Below are 16,263 nucleotides of genomic sequence, written 5' to 3'. Positions count from 1 at the left end.
CGATTACACGTACTACCATCGATCCTTGTTTGCTGCTACTGGCTCTGTTGAAATTCAATTATTCAGAGATATATCACATAGAAACCACCTTTACTGAATTCTGCATACAGGACACTGTGATTTTTTAGTTCAACGTGATGTTTGGACACGCATGAGAAATAGAGCGCATGTGGGGTAGAGTATCCCATCACTGCCAACTACGAACTGTGGTTGACCACTTAATTAAGTATGTTTCTGCCATCATTCGGTTGTGTTGGCTTCACCAAGTTTGTAGCCGCCGTTACCTTATCACTACGACAAAAGTATTTGATGGCCAAAGTGATATAGTTATTAACAGGTGCGAAATTAAAAACAGATATGCTGATACCGGAACAGGTCACAGTCAATTTATTTGATATATTTTCGACTCAGAAGTACGGATTAATAATTGGTATAGCTCTAGGAATGATTATTAAATTTGTATTTAAGATAGTTAGAAATATATTGGAGAAAGTTATCACGACGATAGCTGAGGAGACTATTCTCAACCGGTTTAGAATCAAGCGAAGACGCAACAATTGGCTGCAATCTATTCAAGACGACGCTGAGAGTGCCCTCACTGAACTTGAGCGGGACGCAAATAACGGAATTCCCGAGTCGGCAGATAACCAAATTACGAATCTTATCGGAAAAACGCCACCATCGGATGTAGATAGAGATGAAGTGGGCGATGTCGTCAACCGATTAAAGCTTCTTCAACAGTGCTATATCATGGTTCAAGAAGAGATCCCGACAGTTGACAGAAAAGAGGCTTTAAGAAAACATCTGCATAAATTACAATTGGAGTCTAAGGAAAGTCGGAAATCTGGAATTCTCTCCAGATTTAGCCGGGTGAACGGCATCATTTGACTAGGCAATATTATTTCCAATAGTCTCCGGGCTTATCTTCGATACCAGTACTACTCCCGAGGTTGTTTTCCACATTCCGGATCTTTTCGCTAGCAAGGCCGGCAATCTCTGTAGCATCCTTGGAGTTCGGTTGATCTGTTCCCCAGGTTCCAGGTAGATGTTCCGCACTCAGTTCAAGCCGGTCATTGGCGTGACCCTCACTAGTGGGGTCCTGTGAAGATCCTTTCTCCGGATTTAAGAGAACAATCTGAACGCGTTCGTGGACCTCTATTGGAACCGAATCGGTTGAAAAATCCCGGAGGATATCTTTGACATGGTCGCTGGGCTCAGACGATCGCATCTCTTCGGTACAAATAATAACAGTAAGCATCGAATTTCGCGCGACATGTCGAATTCCACGCCTCCGTGAGAGTTTTATTTTCTTAATAAACGAATTGAGGTCATCTTGTGTAAATGCATTCAAAGAGCGATATCGTGAATTGTCTGATCGTAGTTCTGAGCGCGTCTGTTCACAAGTAGAATAGGCATCATCAGATTCATTAGATACATCTGCCCAGGACAGAACAAACACGAGTCTTTTGAATCCAGATACTGGAGAGAGAGACTCTGATTTTCCAGTTATATGTGTGAGTGCAACAACGAGATTTCCATAGTCTGAAGTCTTGGACATTTTGATCTCGTCTGTGTCGTACCCACATTATGCGAGACGGGTAGTAATAATTTACTCACATGTGGAATTCGATTTCAAAAGTCTCTTAATCCGCTTTTAGACCTTGAATCGCCCTGTTATAGGTACTACAACGGATTTCGCATATTCGACTTTAATAGTTATCGAATTCGAAGTTTTAATATCCCACTCTATTCTATACGAAACACGAAAGGAGATGACGGATGCTGTCCCTCCTTGCACCCAATCATGACCTCAGAAGAGACAGATGGCTTTTACGCAGTCGAGAGTATTGCTGGGGAAGATGCACCCTGTCTCGAGCACTACTCTGAGCTTTTCGAGGAATTCAGTTCAGCTCATCGGGTTCGGATTCTCGTATATCTCGAAGAGACCGAGATTGAGAGTGCCAGCGAGATCGCCGATACAATTGGACTGTCAGAGTCTAATTTATCATATCACATCGGTCGACTTGTCGACGAGGGACTAGTCGAAAATGAATCTCGATCCAGCCATGATGAGGCGGGGAACTACTCATACTACCGCCTGACCTCGCGGGGCGAGCGACAGTTAGATAACCTTGTTGAGTTCATTGTTCGCGACCAAGTAGATGAAGCCGAGTTGGAACTCGATGCTGACGAGGACGATCTGACACTAGAAGAGGCTGCAAAAGGATTTGGCACGGGCAGACAAGAAGAGAGTCCCTCAGCGGAAAAATTGAAAGGGGCTTTAACGACTGTGCAAGAAAATGCTTTGACCGCTCGTGAGCGCATAGCGGCAGTCTCTTCAAAAATCCCTCAAAAGCGAATCGCACAAAAATTCCATCGATTTGGCTCAGACGACGCCCCAAGAGAATCTCATCTTGAATCAGGTAGTGCCAAAGTGGTTCATACCAAGTTTGATGAGAACCGTGAAAAAGTGGCCCGTGCTGCCGTTGAGGACGAGATGAATAATGTCTTCCAATCGACAGAAAATGGGACCGTTGTGGACGAAAAGCAGCCTACTCAGTCCGTTGAAAAAAGGTAATGACCTCCGATCGAAACCTTCAGCGTACTCCCCTTGAAGGGGACGAACAACCTGCTGTCATCGCTAATTTCGTCACAGTAGATGGCGAGATCATTGCTCGCCGTTCTGCTAGTAATCTCCCAGTACCTGAAATTGGTAGTCGTGTCTCTTTCGGGAGCCTTTCCGCACCGACGCCTGAACAAGTCGGAACAGAAAATGCTGAGTTCGAGATGGGTGATATTACGTTCCTTGTTCTGGATGTTGAATACACATATTCCGAAATAACGTACGAAAAGAACTCCGAAGAATATGAGAAGACACATCCCAATGAATTCGTTCTCGTAACGGTATTCATCGAACACTTGGACGAGCGATAAAACGAGATATCGACCGACTGCTGTTCTAAGCCTCGTCAAGTGTGTCTCCTAGAACAACATGTTATCTAGACGACACACTGTATCCTGCACGGCGTTTTTGATGGATACCGATTAACTCAAAGGATTGATCGGTACATGAGACTCCGATATGGCCCAGTTAGACGTAGAGATGATTCTACTGGGAACTTCATCAAGCCCACCTCCAGATCTCTAGGCGACTCTGCTGGGTATCCAATACAGATTGCGGCTTCAATTCGGAGATCTCTGAGAGTGCATTGCGTGCAATATCGGGGTTACATCCGAACGCTGCTGCCACGTCTTCAGTACTAACAAGCTGCTCTCGAACGTCTTTGAGAAGTTCGATGACGTTCTCGGGCGTCACATCTTGTCCCTGTATTGACTCGTTCTCGATAACGGTATAGATCGACCGAGGAGTGCTATCAGATTCTTCGAATATTGGGTCGATAGCCGCTTCGGTTATCGAGGTGGTGTCTTCCGATTTGTCTTTTCTTCCATGTCGAATTCGCCGTTCCATTTCCTCCTGCTTGATCTCCTCTATAGTTTCCTCAGACGGAGAATAGTCTAGATCCGGTTTATTCTTTATTTCGAGAGGATCGTCGGATGAAACATCAGAGTCTATGACCGCATCCTCTTTCTCCACACCGAGTTCGCTGGGATCGATCCGTGCTTGGGCGTCAACAATATCAATATCACTGCCCAAATACTCTGAAAAAAGGGTGTCTAGGACAGCTTTCTCTCCGTCAGGATATCCCGATTTGAACCAGACACGAAGCGTACTCAAATCGTCAATATCGATCGGGACACCTTTCGATAGTTGAAGTAAATCGTAAAGTCGATTTGCCGGAACTGGACCTCCCGATTCGATCTGGGCGAGGAGTGTATCAATATCGTGTGAACGGATGATATCAACGTCGAAGCTCACGGATATCTCAACAGTTTCACCGAAATACTTCCGAGCGAAATCCTTCTCAGCCTCTTCGATGGCCCGTACTAGCAGTCCTTCAAAGTCGTATCGTTGCTCTTTGAGGCCCAGATATGTCCAATAGAGCATCGATTGAATACTCTCCTGAAACTGTACCCCCTCGACACCGGCTTCCTCAGCTGGACTCTGAAAGATCCGTTTTCGGTCTCGATCCCGAAGTGAGTACTGGAGAAGAGAAAAGTCAAGGAGAGCGTTCGCCGTTCGTTCTCGGATGTCCTGTCGACGATTCGAGTATTGTTGTTTATGATCGTACTCCTTGAGTCCGATCAAGAATTCTCTATCTGCCGGTGTGAGAAACCCTCGAGGCCGATCTGTTGCAGACGACATAGTAAAGTCATTTCCTCATTACTACTCAGTGGAAATATATTTACCGGGGTGTACCATGTCTATCAATGCTGCCGCAAAGGCGGCGAAGCACGACCCAGCAATGACGACCGATACCAGAATTCCCGTCTCACACGCCACGCGTGATCTAGTCAAAGCCCAGAAACGCGGTGGAGAAACATACGACGATCTCCTCCGGAATATGGTCACGCAATACGATCCAGACGAGGCGAAGAACTAACTGGGGTGCCTGAGTCGTGACTCGCTAAGAAGAATCGAATGACGCGAGGGGAAGGCCCTAAACCAATCCCCAACGCGTCAAACCGACCAATCAGGAGCGAACCGGGGAACGGCGCTCCGTATGCCTGCCTTCGCAGGCGTACGGTAAATGCGTTTTCCTCACTCGCGTTCGCTCCGGGTTCGCCGGACCCAAAATCGGCGACACACCGAACGAATGCAAATCGACACCAACGTTCACCGCGAACGCATCGACTACGACTACCCGTACGCCGATACCCTCACCGAGGGTGAGGAAGAGCTCTACTGGTCCGCAACGAAGGACGCAGAAGACGCGCTTGCGCGAATCGCAAACGTCCAAGAGCGTCGGAAGGGTGAGAACGGAGAAATTCGATCCGTTCTCCTCTCTGATGAATTTCGAGAACTCGACGACGCGATCAAACAACTCGATGAGGCCACAACACTTCTACACCTCATCGAAAGGGCTGCAGAGTGGACGGAAAAACGGGAGGGAACCCGCTCCAAGTCGCTAAACGAGATTTTCCACGAGCCGGAGATTCCGTCGAACCACGCTGAGGTGCAGGATGAGTGAAGCTGACGGACGCCGAAGTACCTTTGAGGGTTCCGAGGTTCAGGACAGAAGAGGTCCTATGAGCGAGAACCTCGAACCCACGACGCCTGCCGAGGCCGTGGAGTGGTACCTCGCTGAACGAGAGTCGGACCTCTCTGAGAAGTCACATCAGAACCAGGGTTATCGGCTGGAACGGTTCCTTGAGTTCTGTACCGAATACGAAATCGAGGAGATGAACGCCTTGACTGGCAGAGATCTCCATCGCTACCGCACCTGGAGAAGTAAAGACATCCAGCCAGTTACTCTCCAAGGTGAGCTTCAAACGTTCCGGGTCTTCCTCGAATTCTGTGCGTCTATCGAGGCTGTCGAGCCCGGGCTGAGAGAGCGCGTCAAACTTCCCGATATCGATTCGGGCGAAGAAGCCCGTGACGTGTTTCTGAAGGCCAACCGAGCCGAAGAGATCCTGGATCATCTTGAGCGGTTCTCGTACGCCAGCCGAGACCATGTCATCATGGCTCTTCTCTGGCACACTGGGATCCGACTCGGGAGCCTGCGAACGTTCGACGTCGAGAATTTCGATCCGGAGCAGCAGTGTCTCGACTTACGGCATCAGCCGGAATCGGATACTCCGTTGAAAAACAAACAGGCTGCGGAGCGTTCGATCGCGGTGGGCCCACATTACTGTGACGTGATTCAGGACTACATCGACCACAATCGTCAAGAATCAACTGACGATCACGGTCGACGTCCTCTCATCACTAGCCAGTACGGACGTCTCAGCGATCCGTCGATCCGGGAAACGATCTACCGTCTCACTCAGCCGTGCGAAATCGGTGAATGTCCTCACGACAGGGAGCCAGAGACGTGTAAATGGAGACAGCACAGTCAGCGGGCTGGTTGTCCCTCGTCTCACTCTCCACACGACATCCGTCGTGGATCGATCACGCAGCACCTGCGAACTGGGACGCCCCAAGAGGTCGTTACTGACCGATCGAACGTGTCGAAGGAGATCCTCGATCAGCACTACGACGAGCGTACTGAGCGCGAAAAAATGCAGATTCGCCGTGACTTCATAGAGGGGATGTAGTCGGATGATACACTCCACTCCACGCGGAAACGGTGCGTCTTCTACCATAGCCTCGGCAGGCACCCGTATTGAGCAAGCCCCCGCGAGTCCACTCCGATTCCTCCGTTATACCGGTTGTTCTTAAACTCGGAGTAGAAACACTCTACTGCGCGTTAACGTCAAAATACCGATCCGGACCCCTCCCCTCGAAGAAACGATTAGTTGCGGGGTCCGAAGGCGGGTCGCCGCAGTCGTGCGGTTCTCTAAGGGGTGAGAACCGATGACCGCGTCCGAGGAAACGGCCCTCGACCCGGTCTGCTGTGAGTTCTGTGGACTTCCGATCGATGAGAGTGAACGCGAGCAGCGTCCGGCTCTCGACAAGAGAGAGTGCCAACCGTGATCCGGCTGGACCTCACGAATGACGGCGAGGCACCGCCTGCGCCGCGACCGTCGCGGTACCGAACGCTTCCGTGCCGTCGACCTACTAGTCGACCGAGGTTGACCGCATCTCGGAACGACATCCAGAACTACCCGTAGAAAAGACAAATACACTAATATTCTACATATATACCGTATTCTGTGTACTAATATACAAAAATCTACTACAGATGATGCCATATATGTCTTTAAATTATTCATAAGCCAAACCTTATGTAACCTCCTATTAGTCTCTGCATTGCCATGTCCGACGAAGACATACCACGACGCGACTACCTGAAGTTGGCCGCCTTCAGCGGCGGCATCGCCGGGCTCGCCGGCTGTGGGAGCTTGGAACAGGAGGCGAGCGAAGCGACCGATGGGGAAACGGCCACCGCGACGGCCACGGAGACGAGCGACCCGTCGCCGGCCCAGATACCGGAGGTCAGGATGGAGACCGCGGACTACGTCGGCGCCCGCCAGTTCGACAACGCAAACTACGAGCGGATACACGCACACCGAAAGCAGCGCGCCATCGAGACGCTACTGTCCGACCCGGATGTCAACGAGATCGTCAGCGACTGGATCGGCGGCTTCGAGGTGTACGAGGTGCTGTCGAACCACTTGGAGACGGTTAGCCTCCAGGGCCCCACGAATCTGAGCATCGAGGAGAGCGGCTTCCCGGACGGCGAGGAAGCGGAGTTCGAGATCACGGCGGAGAATCGACAGACCGTGTACGGGCTGATCGACCGTCACCGCGACGAGATCGTCGCGCTAGAGATCACCGATCCGGAGGACGTCAGTTGGACGAAGACGCAGAGTCCCGACGAAATTGAGATCGGACAGATGATCCACGAGACCGACGCCGTGCAGGACGCGTTCGGCGACGTGACGGAGATGAGCTGGTATCCGTCGTGGAAGAGCGCGGGCGGCGGGTTCACCGGTCTCGGTCAGGCCGACCTGCAGCACGGCAACGGCGCGACGGCCGTGATGTACGTACAGGACGGCGACGAACTGCGGATCATCAGCGCGTTCATCGACGGGTCCGGGGACGAACCCGAGATCGTCAACGTCGTCGTCCTCGACGACGCCGTCGAGTACCCGCTGCACGAGATAGCGGCGGCGATCGAACCCGCCGAGGCGTCGGTTCTGGACGCCGTTCCGAACGTCCCGATGGCACAGCGGCCCTACTACACCGCCAACGGGGGGTACCACCGGATCGAACCCCCCGAGGAGTCGTTCGAGCAGGACAGCTGGTCCATCGAGTGGACGCCCGCCGAGTATCAGGGGGCGACTATCTCGGGGTCGTACGAGGACAGCCCCGTCTTCGAGGCGATGAACACGCCGATCACCATCACGGGCTACTACCTACCTCCGCGCGAGGGACGGAACACCCGCGAGTGGTACTTCCCGGACGACGAACCCGTGTTCAACGGCGACCTCATGTTCTGGGACGTCCACGGTACTGATTTCGGCGGTCCGGGACTGATCGGCAAACTCGACTTCCCGGCGACCGGCGACACCCCGAGCGGGTTCCAGCTCAAGAGCCACTACCACACCGGCGCGGTCGGCCTGGAGAGCGTCGACTTCCACTCGGGAGTTCGGTTCGGGCCGTACAACTACGACATCGCCTACGAGTTCTACGACGACGGCGTGTTCTCTCCGGTGTTCCGTCGGACCGGTCCGGGGTTCGTCAACCAGTTCGTTAACAAGGTGCAGGCGAACGACGACACGTACGGGGAGGACGGAAACTACGAGGAACCGGTGGTTCAACATTACACCTCGACGCAGGCGATCGATATCACGCCCGGCACGGAGGACGGCGTCGAAGTCGAACTGTTCGACGGCGACGAGTGGACGACGCCCGAAGAGGAGTTCTACGTCGAGGGCGAACGAGGGATGATCGCCCGGTTCGGCAACCCGGACGGCTCGGAGACGGTCGACGTTCCCCTCGACGGCGACATGGAACTCGTCGTGGTTCAGCGCGACGAGAGCGAGATCGGTCCCGGCGACGCCACCGCACAGCGGCTCGAAGACGAGGAGACGCCGTCGGAGCTCTACCACCCGGCGCAGTACGTCGACGGCGACTCCATCCAAGGCGAGCGCGTCATCGTCTGGCTGCTGATGATCGGCGCCACCAATCAGATGCCTCACCCCGCGGGGACGACGAACTTCACCACGACCGCACAGCTGTCGCTGTCGGGGTACTGAGACCGAATCCAGATGTGTCCACCGAACGGCCGTGCGACTCGCGACGACTGGGAGACGCCGCTCTCGCGGCGGGCATTCGTCCGCGCAGCGGTGGCGACCGGTGGGAGCGCCGCGCTGTCGGCCTGTCTCGGCGAGGAGTCGTCGCTGGACGCTCCCGAGGGAGCGACGAATCCCGCGTCGCTTCCCGACCGACAGCACGCGTGGAACGGGTCGTTGCCGACCGATGACGACGGTAACGTCCGGCCGCCCGAACACCACGTCTTCCTCGGGCTGGCGCTGTCGAGCGACCCGGACGACGCGGCGCGCGAGACGGTGGCCGCGGCGCTCGCCGACGTCGAACGGGCGGTCGAGCGCAGCGCCGACGGGGTCCTGTTCACGCTGGGCTACACGCCGGCGTACTTCGACAGGTTCGAGCCGTCCCTCGCCGACGCGGTCGATCTGCCGGCTCCCGATCCGATCGTCGCCCTCACCGTCGAGAGCCAGGTGACGGTCGACACGGACGACGCGCTGCTTCATCTCGCGAGCGACGACGGTGCCGCGATACTCGCTGTCGAAGAGGCGCTGTTCGGTGAGCGTGACCGGCTCAACGGACGGTCGCTGTCGGCGACGCTCGACTCGGTGTTCGATCGATCGACCCGCCGGACGGGGTTCGTCGGCCCCGGGATGCCCGCCGACCGGCAGGAGGGCCTCGACGGCATCCCCGACGGGGAGCCCGTCCCCGAGGAGGCACCATTCTTCATGGGCTTTCGCTCGGGGTTTCGTGAGAATCAGGCGACCGAGGACCGGGTGACGATTCGGGAGGGCCCGTTCGCCGGCGGGGCGACCCAGCACTTCGAGACCATCGCACTCGACCTTGAGGTCTGGTTCGAGGACAACGACCACTCCCACCGCGTCGCACGGATGTTCAGCCCCGCGCACGCCGAACGCGAGGCGGTCGGCGAGTACGGCGAGAAACTCGGCACCGCGACCGGCGTCGCGGGGGTCGTAGACGAAATCCATGATCACGCTCGCGAGTACGGTGCCGTGGGGCACGCTCAGAAAGTGGCCCGGGCGCGCGAGGACGGCGAACCGCTGCTGCTTCGGCGAGACGTCAACACGACCGACGGCGACATCGCCGGCGTCCACTTCGTCTCGCTGCAGCGCGGCATCGGCGAGTTCAGGCGCGCACGCGAGGCGATGCTCGGCGAGGAGTTCGGCCAGTACGGACTCGGTCCGCGGCAGAGCAACGGTATTCTCCAGTACCTCCGCGTCCGTCGGTGGGGGAGTTACCTCGTCCCGCCGCGGACGCACCGGGCGCTCCCGACGCCGGTCCCCGACGGGAACGCGGAGCCGAGTCGCTGAGAGCGCTTCGCGCTCGCCGCGCTCCGGGGACCGACGGTCCCCCGCCGTGTTCGCGTAAACGCCAGCCGCGGTTCTCGTCGCTCAACGCTCGCGTTCGAAGAGGTCACTCCGACCCCGGCCCCGACTCCTGCACCCGCCTCGCGACGACCGCGAAGAGCCCTAGCCCGATCAGGTAGAGGCGCCAGCCGCCGTTCGCGACCGGGAACCGTCGATCCACCGGCTCCTCGGTGACGACGTCCGGGTCCCGCGGCTCGACCGGGTTGTTGACGTGGACAGTCTCGGTCGACCCCGTCGCTCCGGCGTCGACGCTCCGCGCGCCCGTCTCCGGGTCGATCCGCACGTCGACGAAGGTCTGCACGAAGCCGTCGGCGGTCGAGAGCAGGATCTCGCCGTCGAGCGCGAGGAACTGGTCCCGAAGCGGCCAGAAGAGGTTCACCCCGTCGAGGTGGGTCCAGTCGAGTGCGACGTGCGCGGAGACGTGGACGAAGATCGCCACCCACGCGACCGCGACCCATCGGTCGGAGAGCCGGTCGCGGACCAGCGATCGGTTCCGAACGCGGGTGTCGTAGTACAGACAGAGCGCGCCGATCGCGGGAACGACGAGGTTGTGTCCGACCGTCCGGTGAGCGCCGGGCATGACCGGCCCGAGGAAGCTGTCGACCTCGGGGAGAACCAGCACGACGAGGAGGGCCGCGAGCGCCCGTCGGTCGTAGTAGTCTCCGAGCAACGCCGCAGCGAGCAACAGCGCGAACCCGGCGTGAACGACCGTCGAGGGCACTACTCGGTCACCTCCCGTCGTCCGAACCGGACCGCGAGTGTCGCCGCCGCGGCCGCGACGACGACCAGCTGCCACCCGCTCCGGACGAGCGACAGCTCGCGGTCGGCGTCGAGCGAGAGCCCCGGTCGCCCGTCGGGGTTCACGAAGGTCGGAATCGCGTGCGAGTCGGTCGTTCCCGGACTCGCGAGCGGGAGGATTTTTCGGCCGTCAGCGCCGAGCGCGACGAACGTCTGGACGATCCCCTCCTGCGTCGAGAACACGAGTCGCCCGTCGATCCGGTAGTAGGCGTCGTGGACGGGGTACAGCAGGTTCGCCCCCGCCGACCCGAACAGGTCAGAACCGATTCCGGCGACGAGGAACGCCGCGAGCGCCACCCACGCGACCCGCGCCCCGCGCCACCCGAACCGGGCGCGGAGCCGGGACTCCCCGCGCACGGCGGTGTCCCAGTGGAGCGCCGCCGCCGCGAACAGGGGGAGCCAGAGGGCGTGGAGAAGCGCGTTCGTCGCCCCCGGAACGACGAGGCTCGCGACCGCGTCGAGGTCGGGGGCGATCGCGGCCGCGACGACGACCGCGACCGCCCGCCGGTCGAACGCGGCGCCGAGCAGGGCGGCCGCCAGCAGCGCGCCGACGGCGGCGGCGACGAGCGTCGGAGCCATACCACTCCTGACGGTCGCACGAGAATAAGCGCTCCGGGGGTCGAGCGCACCGCGATCGCGGACGGGTCAGGAGCCGTCTCTATCCCGAGTCGGCGCGTCGTCTCCGGCCGTGTCGTTGTCCGATTTCGGCTCGACGGCGTCCGCCGGGACGAACTCATCAGGTTCGGGTGGTGTAGGTTCGGAAGGTGTAGGTTCGGCGGACCCCTCGTGTGCCGGTTCACCATCTCCCGGCACGCCGTCAGTCGCCGTCGACTCGTCGGTCGTCGTCGAGCCGTCGACCGTCACCGAATCGTCAACTGCCGTCCCTTCGTCCCCCCTCGGTTTCCCGAGCAGCGCGGTCGCCATCTGTCGGCAGACGTACGCGACGATGTTCGTGACGTGCAGCGCCACGAGCACCGCGACGACTCCGACCGGAACCGCCAGCAGCGCCTCGGGGAGCGTGTCGATCGCCCACGTCACCGGCTCCCCGTTGGACTCGCCGAAGTTCGCCACGTAGGGGTACCGCAGCGGGGCGAGAACCAGCGGGATACCGTTCGCGAGCGCGAACAGCGGGACGAACGCGAGGGCGGTGACGAAGAACTTCAGCGAGAGGAAGCCGACGCCCCGCCACGTCGACGCCGCGTCGACGTACTTCCGGACCCCCGCGATCGCGCCGTCCGCGTCGTCGGGCACGTCGTCGTATCGGTCGAGGTCCGTGCCCAACAGCCGGTTGGCGAGCCAGCGCTCGAAGCCGGCGGCGATGCGGGCGCCGAGGAGGGTCGCGACGAGGATGACGAGCCCGACGAGCACCACCGAGAGCAGGAGTCCGAACGCGAACCCGAACGAGAACAGCATCGAGTAGACGAACCCGAGCGGGATCGCGAGCAGGAGGTACAACAGGTGTCTGTACGTTCGGCCGTCGACGAGGACGCCGACGACCGGGAGGGTCGAGAGCGAGCGGAGGGAGACCATGCGCGACCGTAACGTTTCTCCCCGCCGACATAAATCGGTCGCAATCGACGGGGCGGGAGGTGGAGAAACGGGTCACCCCGACGCGCCGCGCCGCGATCGCCTACCCGATGAAGAAGTCGATCGCGTCGCTGGTCGAGCGCCCCTTGTACAGCTCCGAGTAGCCGCAGTCAGCGCACGAGACCACCGTGAATCGGCGGTTCTGTACGTCGAACATCTTGGTGAGGCCGGTGCCGCTCGTGGCAATCTCGTCCGTCTCGGTCTCCTCGCCGCCGCATTTCGGACAGCCGTGGCCGTCGCCGGCGGCGATCGAGTCGGGACGGTCGTCAGTCGCGCGGTCGCGCGTGTCAGCCGAGCGACCCCGATCGTCGGTCGCGCGGTCGCGGTCGTCGGTCCGTTCGTCGGTCCGGTCGTCGTCGAAGACGGAGTACTCCGTCTCGCTGTCGTCGGAGGGCATCGTCGTCACCTGCTCCCGCGACGACTAAACCTCTTGTGGCGCTACTCGTCGATCTCGTCGACCAGGTCGTCGGCGACGCCGACGTAGCTCGCCGGAGTCAGCGCCTTCAGCTCCTCGCGGACGCCCTCGTCGACGTCGAGGTCGTCGAAGAGGTCGCGGAAGTCGTCGAGGGTGACGCGCTTCCCGCGGGTGAGCTCCTTCACGCGCTCGTAGGCGCCCGTGTCCCCCTCGCGCCGGAGGATCGTCTGGACGGCCTCGCCGATCACCTCGGGGGTCCCCTCTAGCTCCTCGCGCATGACGGTCTCGTTCGGGACCACCGTTTCGAGCCCGTCGCCGGCCTTCGAGTAGCCGATCAGGCAGTGGGCCAAGGCGGCGCCCACGTTGCGCTTGACGGTCGAATCGGAGAGGTCGCGCTGGAGCCGCGAGGTCGTCACGTAGTCGGCGAGGAAGGTGAGGTCCGAGTTCGCCTTCGAGAGGTTCCCCTCGCTGTTCTCGAAGTCGATCGGGTTCACCTTGTGCGGCATCGTCGATGAGCCGGTCTCGCCCTCGACGGTCCGCTGGCCGAGGTAGCGGTCGGAGACGTACAGCCACGCGTCCAGGTCCAGATCGAGGAGGACGTTGTTGACCCCGCGCAGCGCGTCGAACAGCGCCGCGAGATCGTCGCAGGGGTTCACCTGCGTCGCGAGCGGCGTGTGTTCCAGATCGAGCCCGCGCACGAACGACTCGGCGAACGCCCGCCAGTCGACCTCGGGGTAGGCCGCGTCGTGGGCGGCGTAGGTGCCCGAGGCGCCGGCGAGCTTCCCGGAGAGGTCGCCGTTCGCGACGACGACCCGACCGAGCGCGCGGCCGAGCCGCGAGGCGTACACGGCCATCTCCTTGCCGAACGTCGTCGGCGTCGCCGGCTGGCCGTGGGTGCGGGCCAGCATGGGGGTGTCCCGGTGCTCTCGCGCGAGGTCGGCGAGCGCGTCCCGGACCTCGCGGATCGCGGGCACGACCGCCTCGCTCACCGCCCGCTTCACCAGGAGGCGGTGCGCGAGGTTGTTCACGTCCTCGCTCGTGAGCCCGAAGTGGATCCACGGGTACAGCGCCTCGCTGTCGGCGATAGCGCCGGACTCCTCGAACTCGTCGAGCCGGACCCGCAGGAAGTACTCGACCGCCTTCACGTCGTGGTTGGTCGCGTCGTACCCCTCGGCGCCCTCGACCTCCAGCGCCTTGATCAGGCGAGCGTCCTCGACGGAAAAGTCGTCGTAGACCGCTCTGAGGGCCTCTTCGGCCGCCTCGTCGATCGCGATCGGAGTCGCGTCGAGCGCGGCGAGTTCGATCAGGTACTCGACCTCGACGCGGGCCCGGGAGCGCATGAGCGCGGCCTCGCTCGCGTACGGCGACAGCGGCGCGGTCCGGGAGGCGTACCGCCCGTCGAGCGGGGACACCGCCGCGAGCGGGTCCGAGCGCGACAGCCCGGGGATCGGTTCGTCGGCCGTCGGCGTGGAGTCGTCGGCCGTCGGCGTGGAGTCGTCGGTCATGTCCGCGACTGCCGCCGGAGCCAGCAAAAGCGTGTCGATGGGGAATCGCACGGACGTGGATCCGTTTTCGATCTCTGCCGGGAACACAGCCGAGAGATATCCGCAAACGTGGATACACCACCGGTCCGGACCGCAATCGATATACGCGATCGGTCGGACCACTCGCGTATGAAGATCGCCGGACTCGCGAGCAACCGGGGGCGGAACCTCAGACACATCGCCGACGCCGCGCCGGGGGGCGCGGAGTTGTCGGTCGTCCTGACCAACCGCGAACAGGCGCCCGTGCTGGAGGCCGCCACGGAGCGGCGGATCCCCACCGAGGTCGTCGAGCGCGAGGCGGACGAGTCGCGAGAGTCGCACGAGCGACGGATCTTGGACCGACTGGCGGGGTACGACTTCGATCTGGTCTGTCTGGACGGCTACATGCGCGTGCTCACCGACGAGTTCCTCGACGCGACCCCCACGACGCTGAACGTCCACCCCTCGCTGTTACCCGCGTTCCCCGGCGCGGACGCCCACGAGCAGGTGATCGACGCCGGCGTCCGCACGACCGGCTGTACCGTCCACGTCGCCACCGAGGAGGTCGACGCCGGCCCGATCGTCACGCAGGAGCCGGTGCCCGTCTACGAGGGCGACGACGCCGACGCGCTGAAGGACCGTGTGCTTCACGACGCCGAGTTCACCGCGTACCCGCGGGCGGTGCGGTGGTTCGCGGAAGGTCGGGTGACGGTCGAGCGCGACGACGACGACGCGCCCGTGAGCGTGACCGTCGACGGCGACGCCGGCGGCGACTTCCCCGAGCGCCGGTTCGTCTCCGAGGAGCGCGCCGACACGCTGCGGTACGGGGAGAACCCCCATCAGGACGCCGCGCTCTACGTCGACGACGGCTGCGAGGAGGCGAGCGTCGTCGACGCGCCACAGCTGAACCCCGGCGCGAAGGGGATGGGGTACAACAACTACAACGACGCCGACGCCGCGTTGAACCTCGTCAAGGAGTTCGACGATCCCGCCGCCGCCGTGATCAAGCACACGAACCCGGCCGGCTGCGCGACCAGCGACGCGCTCGCGGACGCGTACGACCGCGCGCTCCGCACCGACGCGAAGTCCGCGTTCGGCGGCATCGTCGCGCTGAACCGCGAGTGCGACGCCGACACCGCCGACGCCGTCGTCGACTCCTTCAAGGAGGTCGTCGTCGCGCCCGGCTACACCGACAGCGCGCTCGACGTGCTCCGAGAGAAGAAGAACCTCCGCGTGCTCGACGTGGGGCCCCTCGGCGAGGGCGACGACCGCTTCTCCGAGCGGTTCACCGAGAAGCCGGTCGTCGGCGGGCGACTCGTGCAGGAGCGGGACCGCCAGTCGCCGACCGCCGCCGACCTCGACGTGGTCACCGAGCGCGAACCCACCGACGAGCAGCTGGAGACGATGCTGTTCGCGTGGAAGACGCTCAAACACGTGAAATCGAACGGCATCCTGTTCGCGACCGGGACGGAGACGGTCGGCGTCGGGATGGGACAGGTGTCCCGCGTCGACGCCGTCACGCTCGCGGCGATGAAGGCGGAGAAGGACGCCGACGGGAAGTCCGCCGAGGGCGCGGTGATGGCCTCGGACGCCTTCTTCCCCTTCCCGGACGCGATCGAGGAGGCGGCCGAGGCCGGCATCGAGGCCGTTATCCAGCCCGGCGGCTCCGTCAACGACGAGGACGTGATCGCCGCGGCCGACGAACACGACATGGCGATGGCCTTTACGGGCTCGCGCTGCTTCCGCCACGACTGAGGCGATCGGCACCGGTGTGCCCGC

Annotated in this window: 15 protein-coding genes; 8 read left to right on the top strand and 7 right to left on the bottom strand. The window is 60.7% G+C overall.

Features of this window, described 5'->3' with window-relative positions:
• Nucleotides 1-357: 357 nt before the first annotated feature.
• Nucleotides 358-888, top strand: coding sequence for a hypothetical protein (locus C471_RS17220; protein WP_152421912.1), 531 nt, complete (start codon nt 358-360; stop codon nt 886-888).
• A 10-nt stretch (nt 889-898) separates the two neighbouring features.
• Here the strand turns inward: C471_RS17220 and C471_RS17215 are convergent, their stop codons facing one another.
• Nucleotides 899-1,558 (bottom strand): hypothetical protein, encoded by a 660-nt coding sequence (locus C471_RS17215; protein WP_152421911.1) that lies wholly within the window; start codon nt 1,556-1,558, stop codon nt 899-901.
• A gap of 246 nt (nt 1,559-1,804) precedes the next feature.
• Between C471_RS17215 and C471_RS16630 the strand changes: the two genes are divergently transcribed.
• Together C471_RS16630 and C471_RS17210 are read left to right on the top strand one after the other, a co-directional pair.
• On the top strand, nt 1,805-2,578 hold the full coding sequence (locus C471_RS16630; protein WP_080505604.1) for an ArsR/SmtB family transcription factor: 774 nt from the start codon (nt 1,805-1,807) through the stop codon (nt 2,576-2,578).
• Nucleotides 2,578-2,934, top strand: a complete 357-nt coding sequence (locus C471_RS17210) for a hypothetical protein (RefSeq protein WP_152421910.1) — start codon at nt 2,578-2,580, stop codon at nt 2,932-2,934. The genes C471_RS16630 and C471_RS17210 overlap by 1 nt, the downstream gene beginning before the upstream one ends.
• A 190-nt stretch (nt 2,935-3,124) precedes the next feature.
• Here the strand turns inward: C471_RS17210 and C471_RS17205 are convergent, their stop codons facing one another.
• A complete protein-coding gene (locus tag C471_RS17205) occupies nt 3,125-4,264 on the bottom strand; it encodes a hypothetical protein (RefSeq protein ID WP_152421909.1) in 1,140 nt (379 codons plus the stop codon).
• A gap of 451 nt (nt 4,265-4,715) precedes the next feature.
• On the opposite strand from C471_RS17205, the gene C471_RS13480 reads away from it, so the two are divergent.
• The 4 genes from C471_RS13480 (at nt 4,716) to C471_RS13465 (ending at nt 10,104) form a co-directional block, all read left to right on the top strand.
• Entirely contained in the window at nt 4,716-5,090 is a 375-nt protein-coding gene (locus C471_RS13480; RefSeq protein WP_004049942.1) for a hypothetical protein, read from the top strand.
• Nucleotides 5,091-5,148: 58 nt separating this feature from the next.
• Nucleotides 5,149-6,156 (top strand): tyrosine-type recombinase/integrase, encoded by a 1,008-nt coding sequence (locus tag C471_RS13475; RefSeq protein ID WP_004049940.1) that lies wholly within the window; start codon nt 5,149-5,151, stop codon nt 6,154-6,156.
• A gap of 660 nt (nt 6,157-6,816) precedes the next feature.
• Nucleotides 6,817-8,763 carry a hypothetical protein gene (locus tag C471_RS13470; RefSeq protein WP_004049938.1) on the top strand — a complete coding sequence of 649 codons (1,947 nt, stop codon included), beginning with the start codon at nt 6,817-6,819 and terminating at the stop codon, nt 8,761-8,763.
• Nucleotides 8,764-8,775: 12 nt separating this feature from the next.
• Entirely contained in the window at nt 8,776-10,104 is a 1,329-nt protein-coding gene (locus C471_RS13465; protein WP_004049930.1) for a DUF7405 family protein, read from the top strand.
• A gap of 103 nt (nt 10,105-10,207) precedes the next feature.
• On the opposite strand, the gene C471_RS13460 is transcribed toward C471_RS13465, so the two are convergent.
• The 5 genes from C471_RS13460 to purB all read right to left on the bottom strand — a co-directional run bounded on the left by C471_RS13460 (nt 10,208) and on the right by purB (nt 14,466).
• Nucleotides 10,208-10,882 carry a metal-dependent hydrolase gene (locus C471_RS13460; protein WP_004049929.1) on the bottom strand — a complete coding sequence of 225 codons (675 nt, stop codon included), beginning with the start codon at nt 10,880-10,882 and terminating at the stop codon, nt 10,208-10,210.
• Nucleotides 10,882-11,538 (bottom strand): hypothetical protein, encoded by a 657-nt coding sequence (locus tag C471_RS13455; protein ID WP_004049927.1) that lies wholly within the window; start codon nt 11,536-11,538, stop codon nt 10,882-10,884. Before C471_RS13455 ends, C471_RS13460 begins: the two co-directional genes overlap by 1 nt.
• Nucleotides 11,539-11,604: 66 nt before the next feature.
• Nucleotides 11,605-12,489 carry a sensor domain-containing protein gene (locus C471_RS13450; RefSeq protein WP_004049926.1) on the bottom strand — a complete coding sequence of 295 codons (885 nt, stop codon included), beginning with the start codon at nt 12,487-12,489 and terminating at the stop codon, nt 11,605-11,607.
• A 100-nt stretch (nt 12,490-12,589) separates the two neighbouring features.
• Nucleotides 12,590-12,943: a zinc ribbon domain-containing protein gene (locus C471_RS13445; protein ID WP_049909410.1), complete on the bottom strand. Its 354-nt coding sequence runs from the start codon at nt 12,941-12,943 to the stop codon at nt 12,590-12,592.
• 41 nt (nt 12,944-12,984) lie between these two features.
• Complete coding sequence (purB, locus tag C471_RS13440) at nt 12,985-14,466, bottom strand: adenylosuccinate lyase (protein ID WP_004049922.1); 1,482 nt, start codon at nt 14,464-14,466, stop codon at nt 12,985-12,987.
• 168 nt (nt 14,467-14,634) lie between these two features.
• Between purB and purN the strand changes: the two genes are divergently transcribed.
• The gene (gene purN / locus C471_RS13435; RefSeq protein ID WP_004049919.1) at nt 14,635-16,239 is read left to right on the top strand and encodes a phosphoribosylglycinamide formyltransferase; all 1,605 of its coding nucleotides are present in this window, start codon (nt 14,635-14,637) and stop codon (nt 16,237-16,239) included.
• Nucleotides 16,240-16,263: the final 24 nt, after the last annotated feature.

The sequence above is a fragment of the Halorubrum saccharovorum DSM 1137 genome (assembly GCF_000337915.1).
GTDB classification, from domain to species: domain Archaea; phylum Halobacteriota; class Halobacteria; order Halobacteriales; family Haloferacaceae; genus Halorubrum; species Halorubrum saccharovorum.
This window is presented reverse-complemented; position numbering and strand designations above follow the sequence as displayed.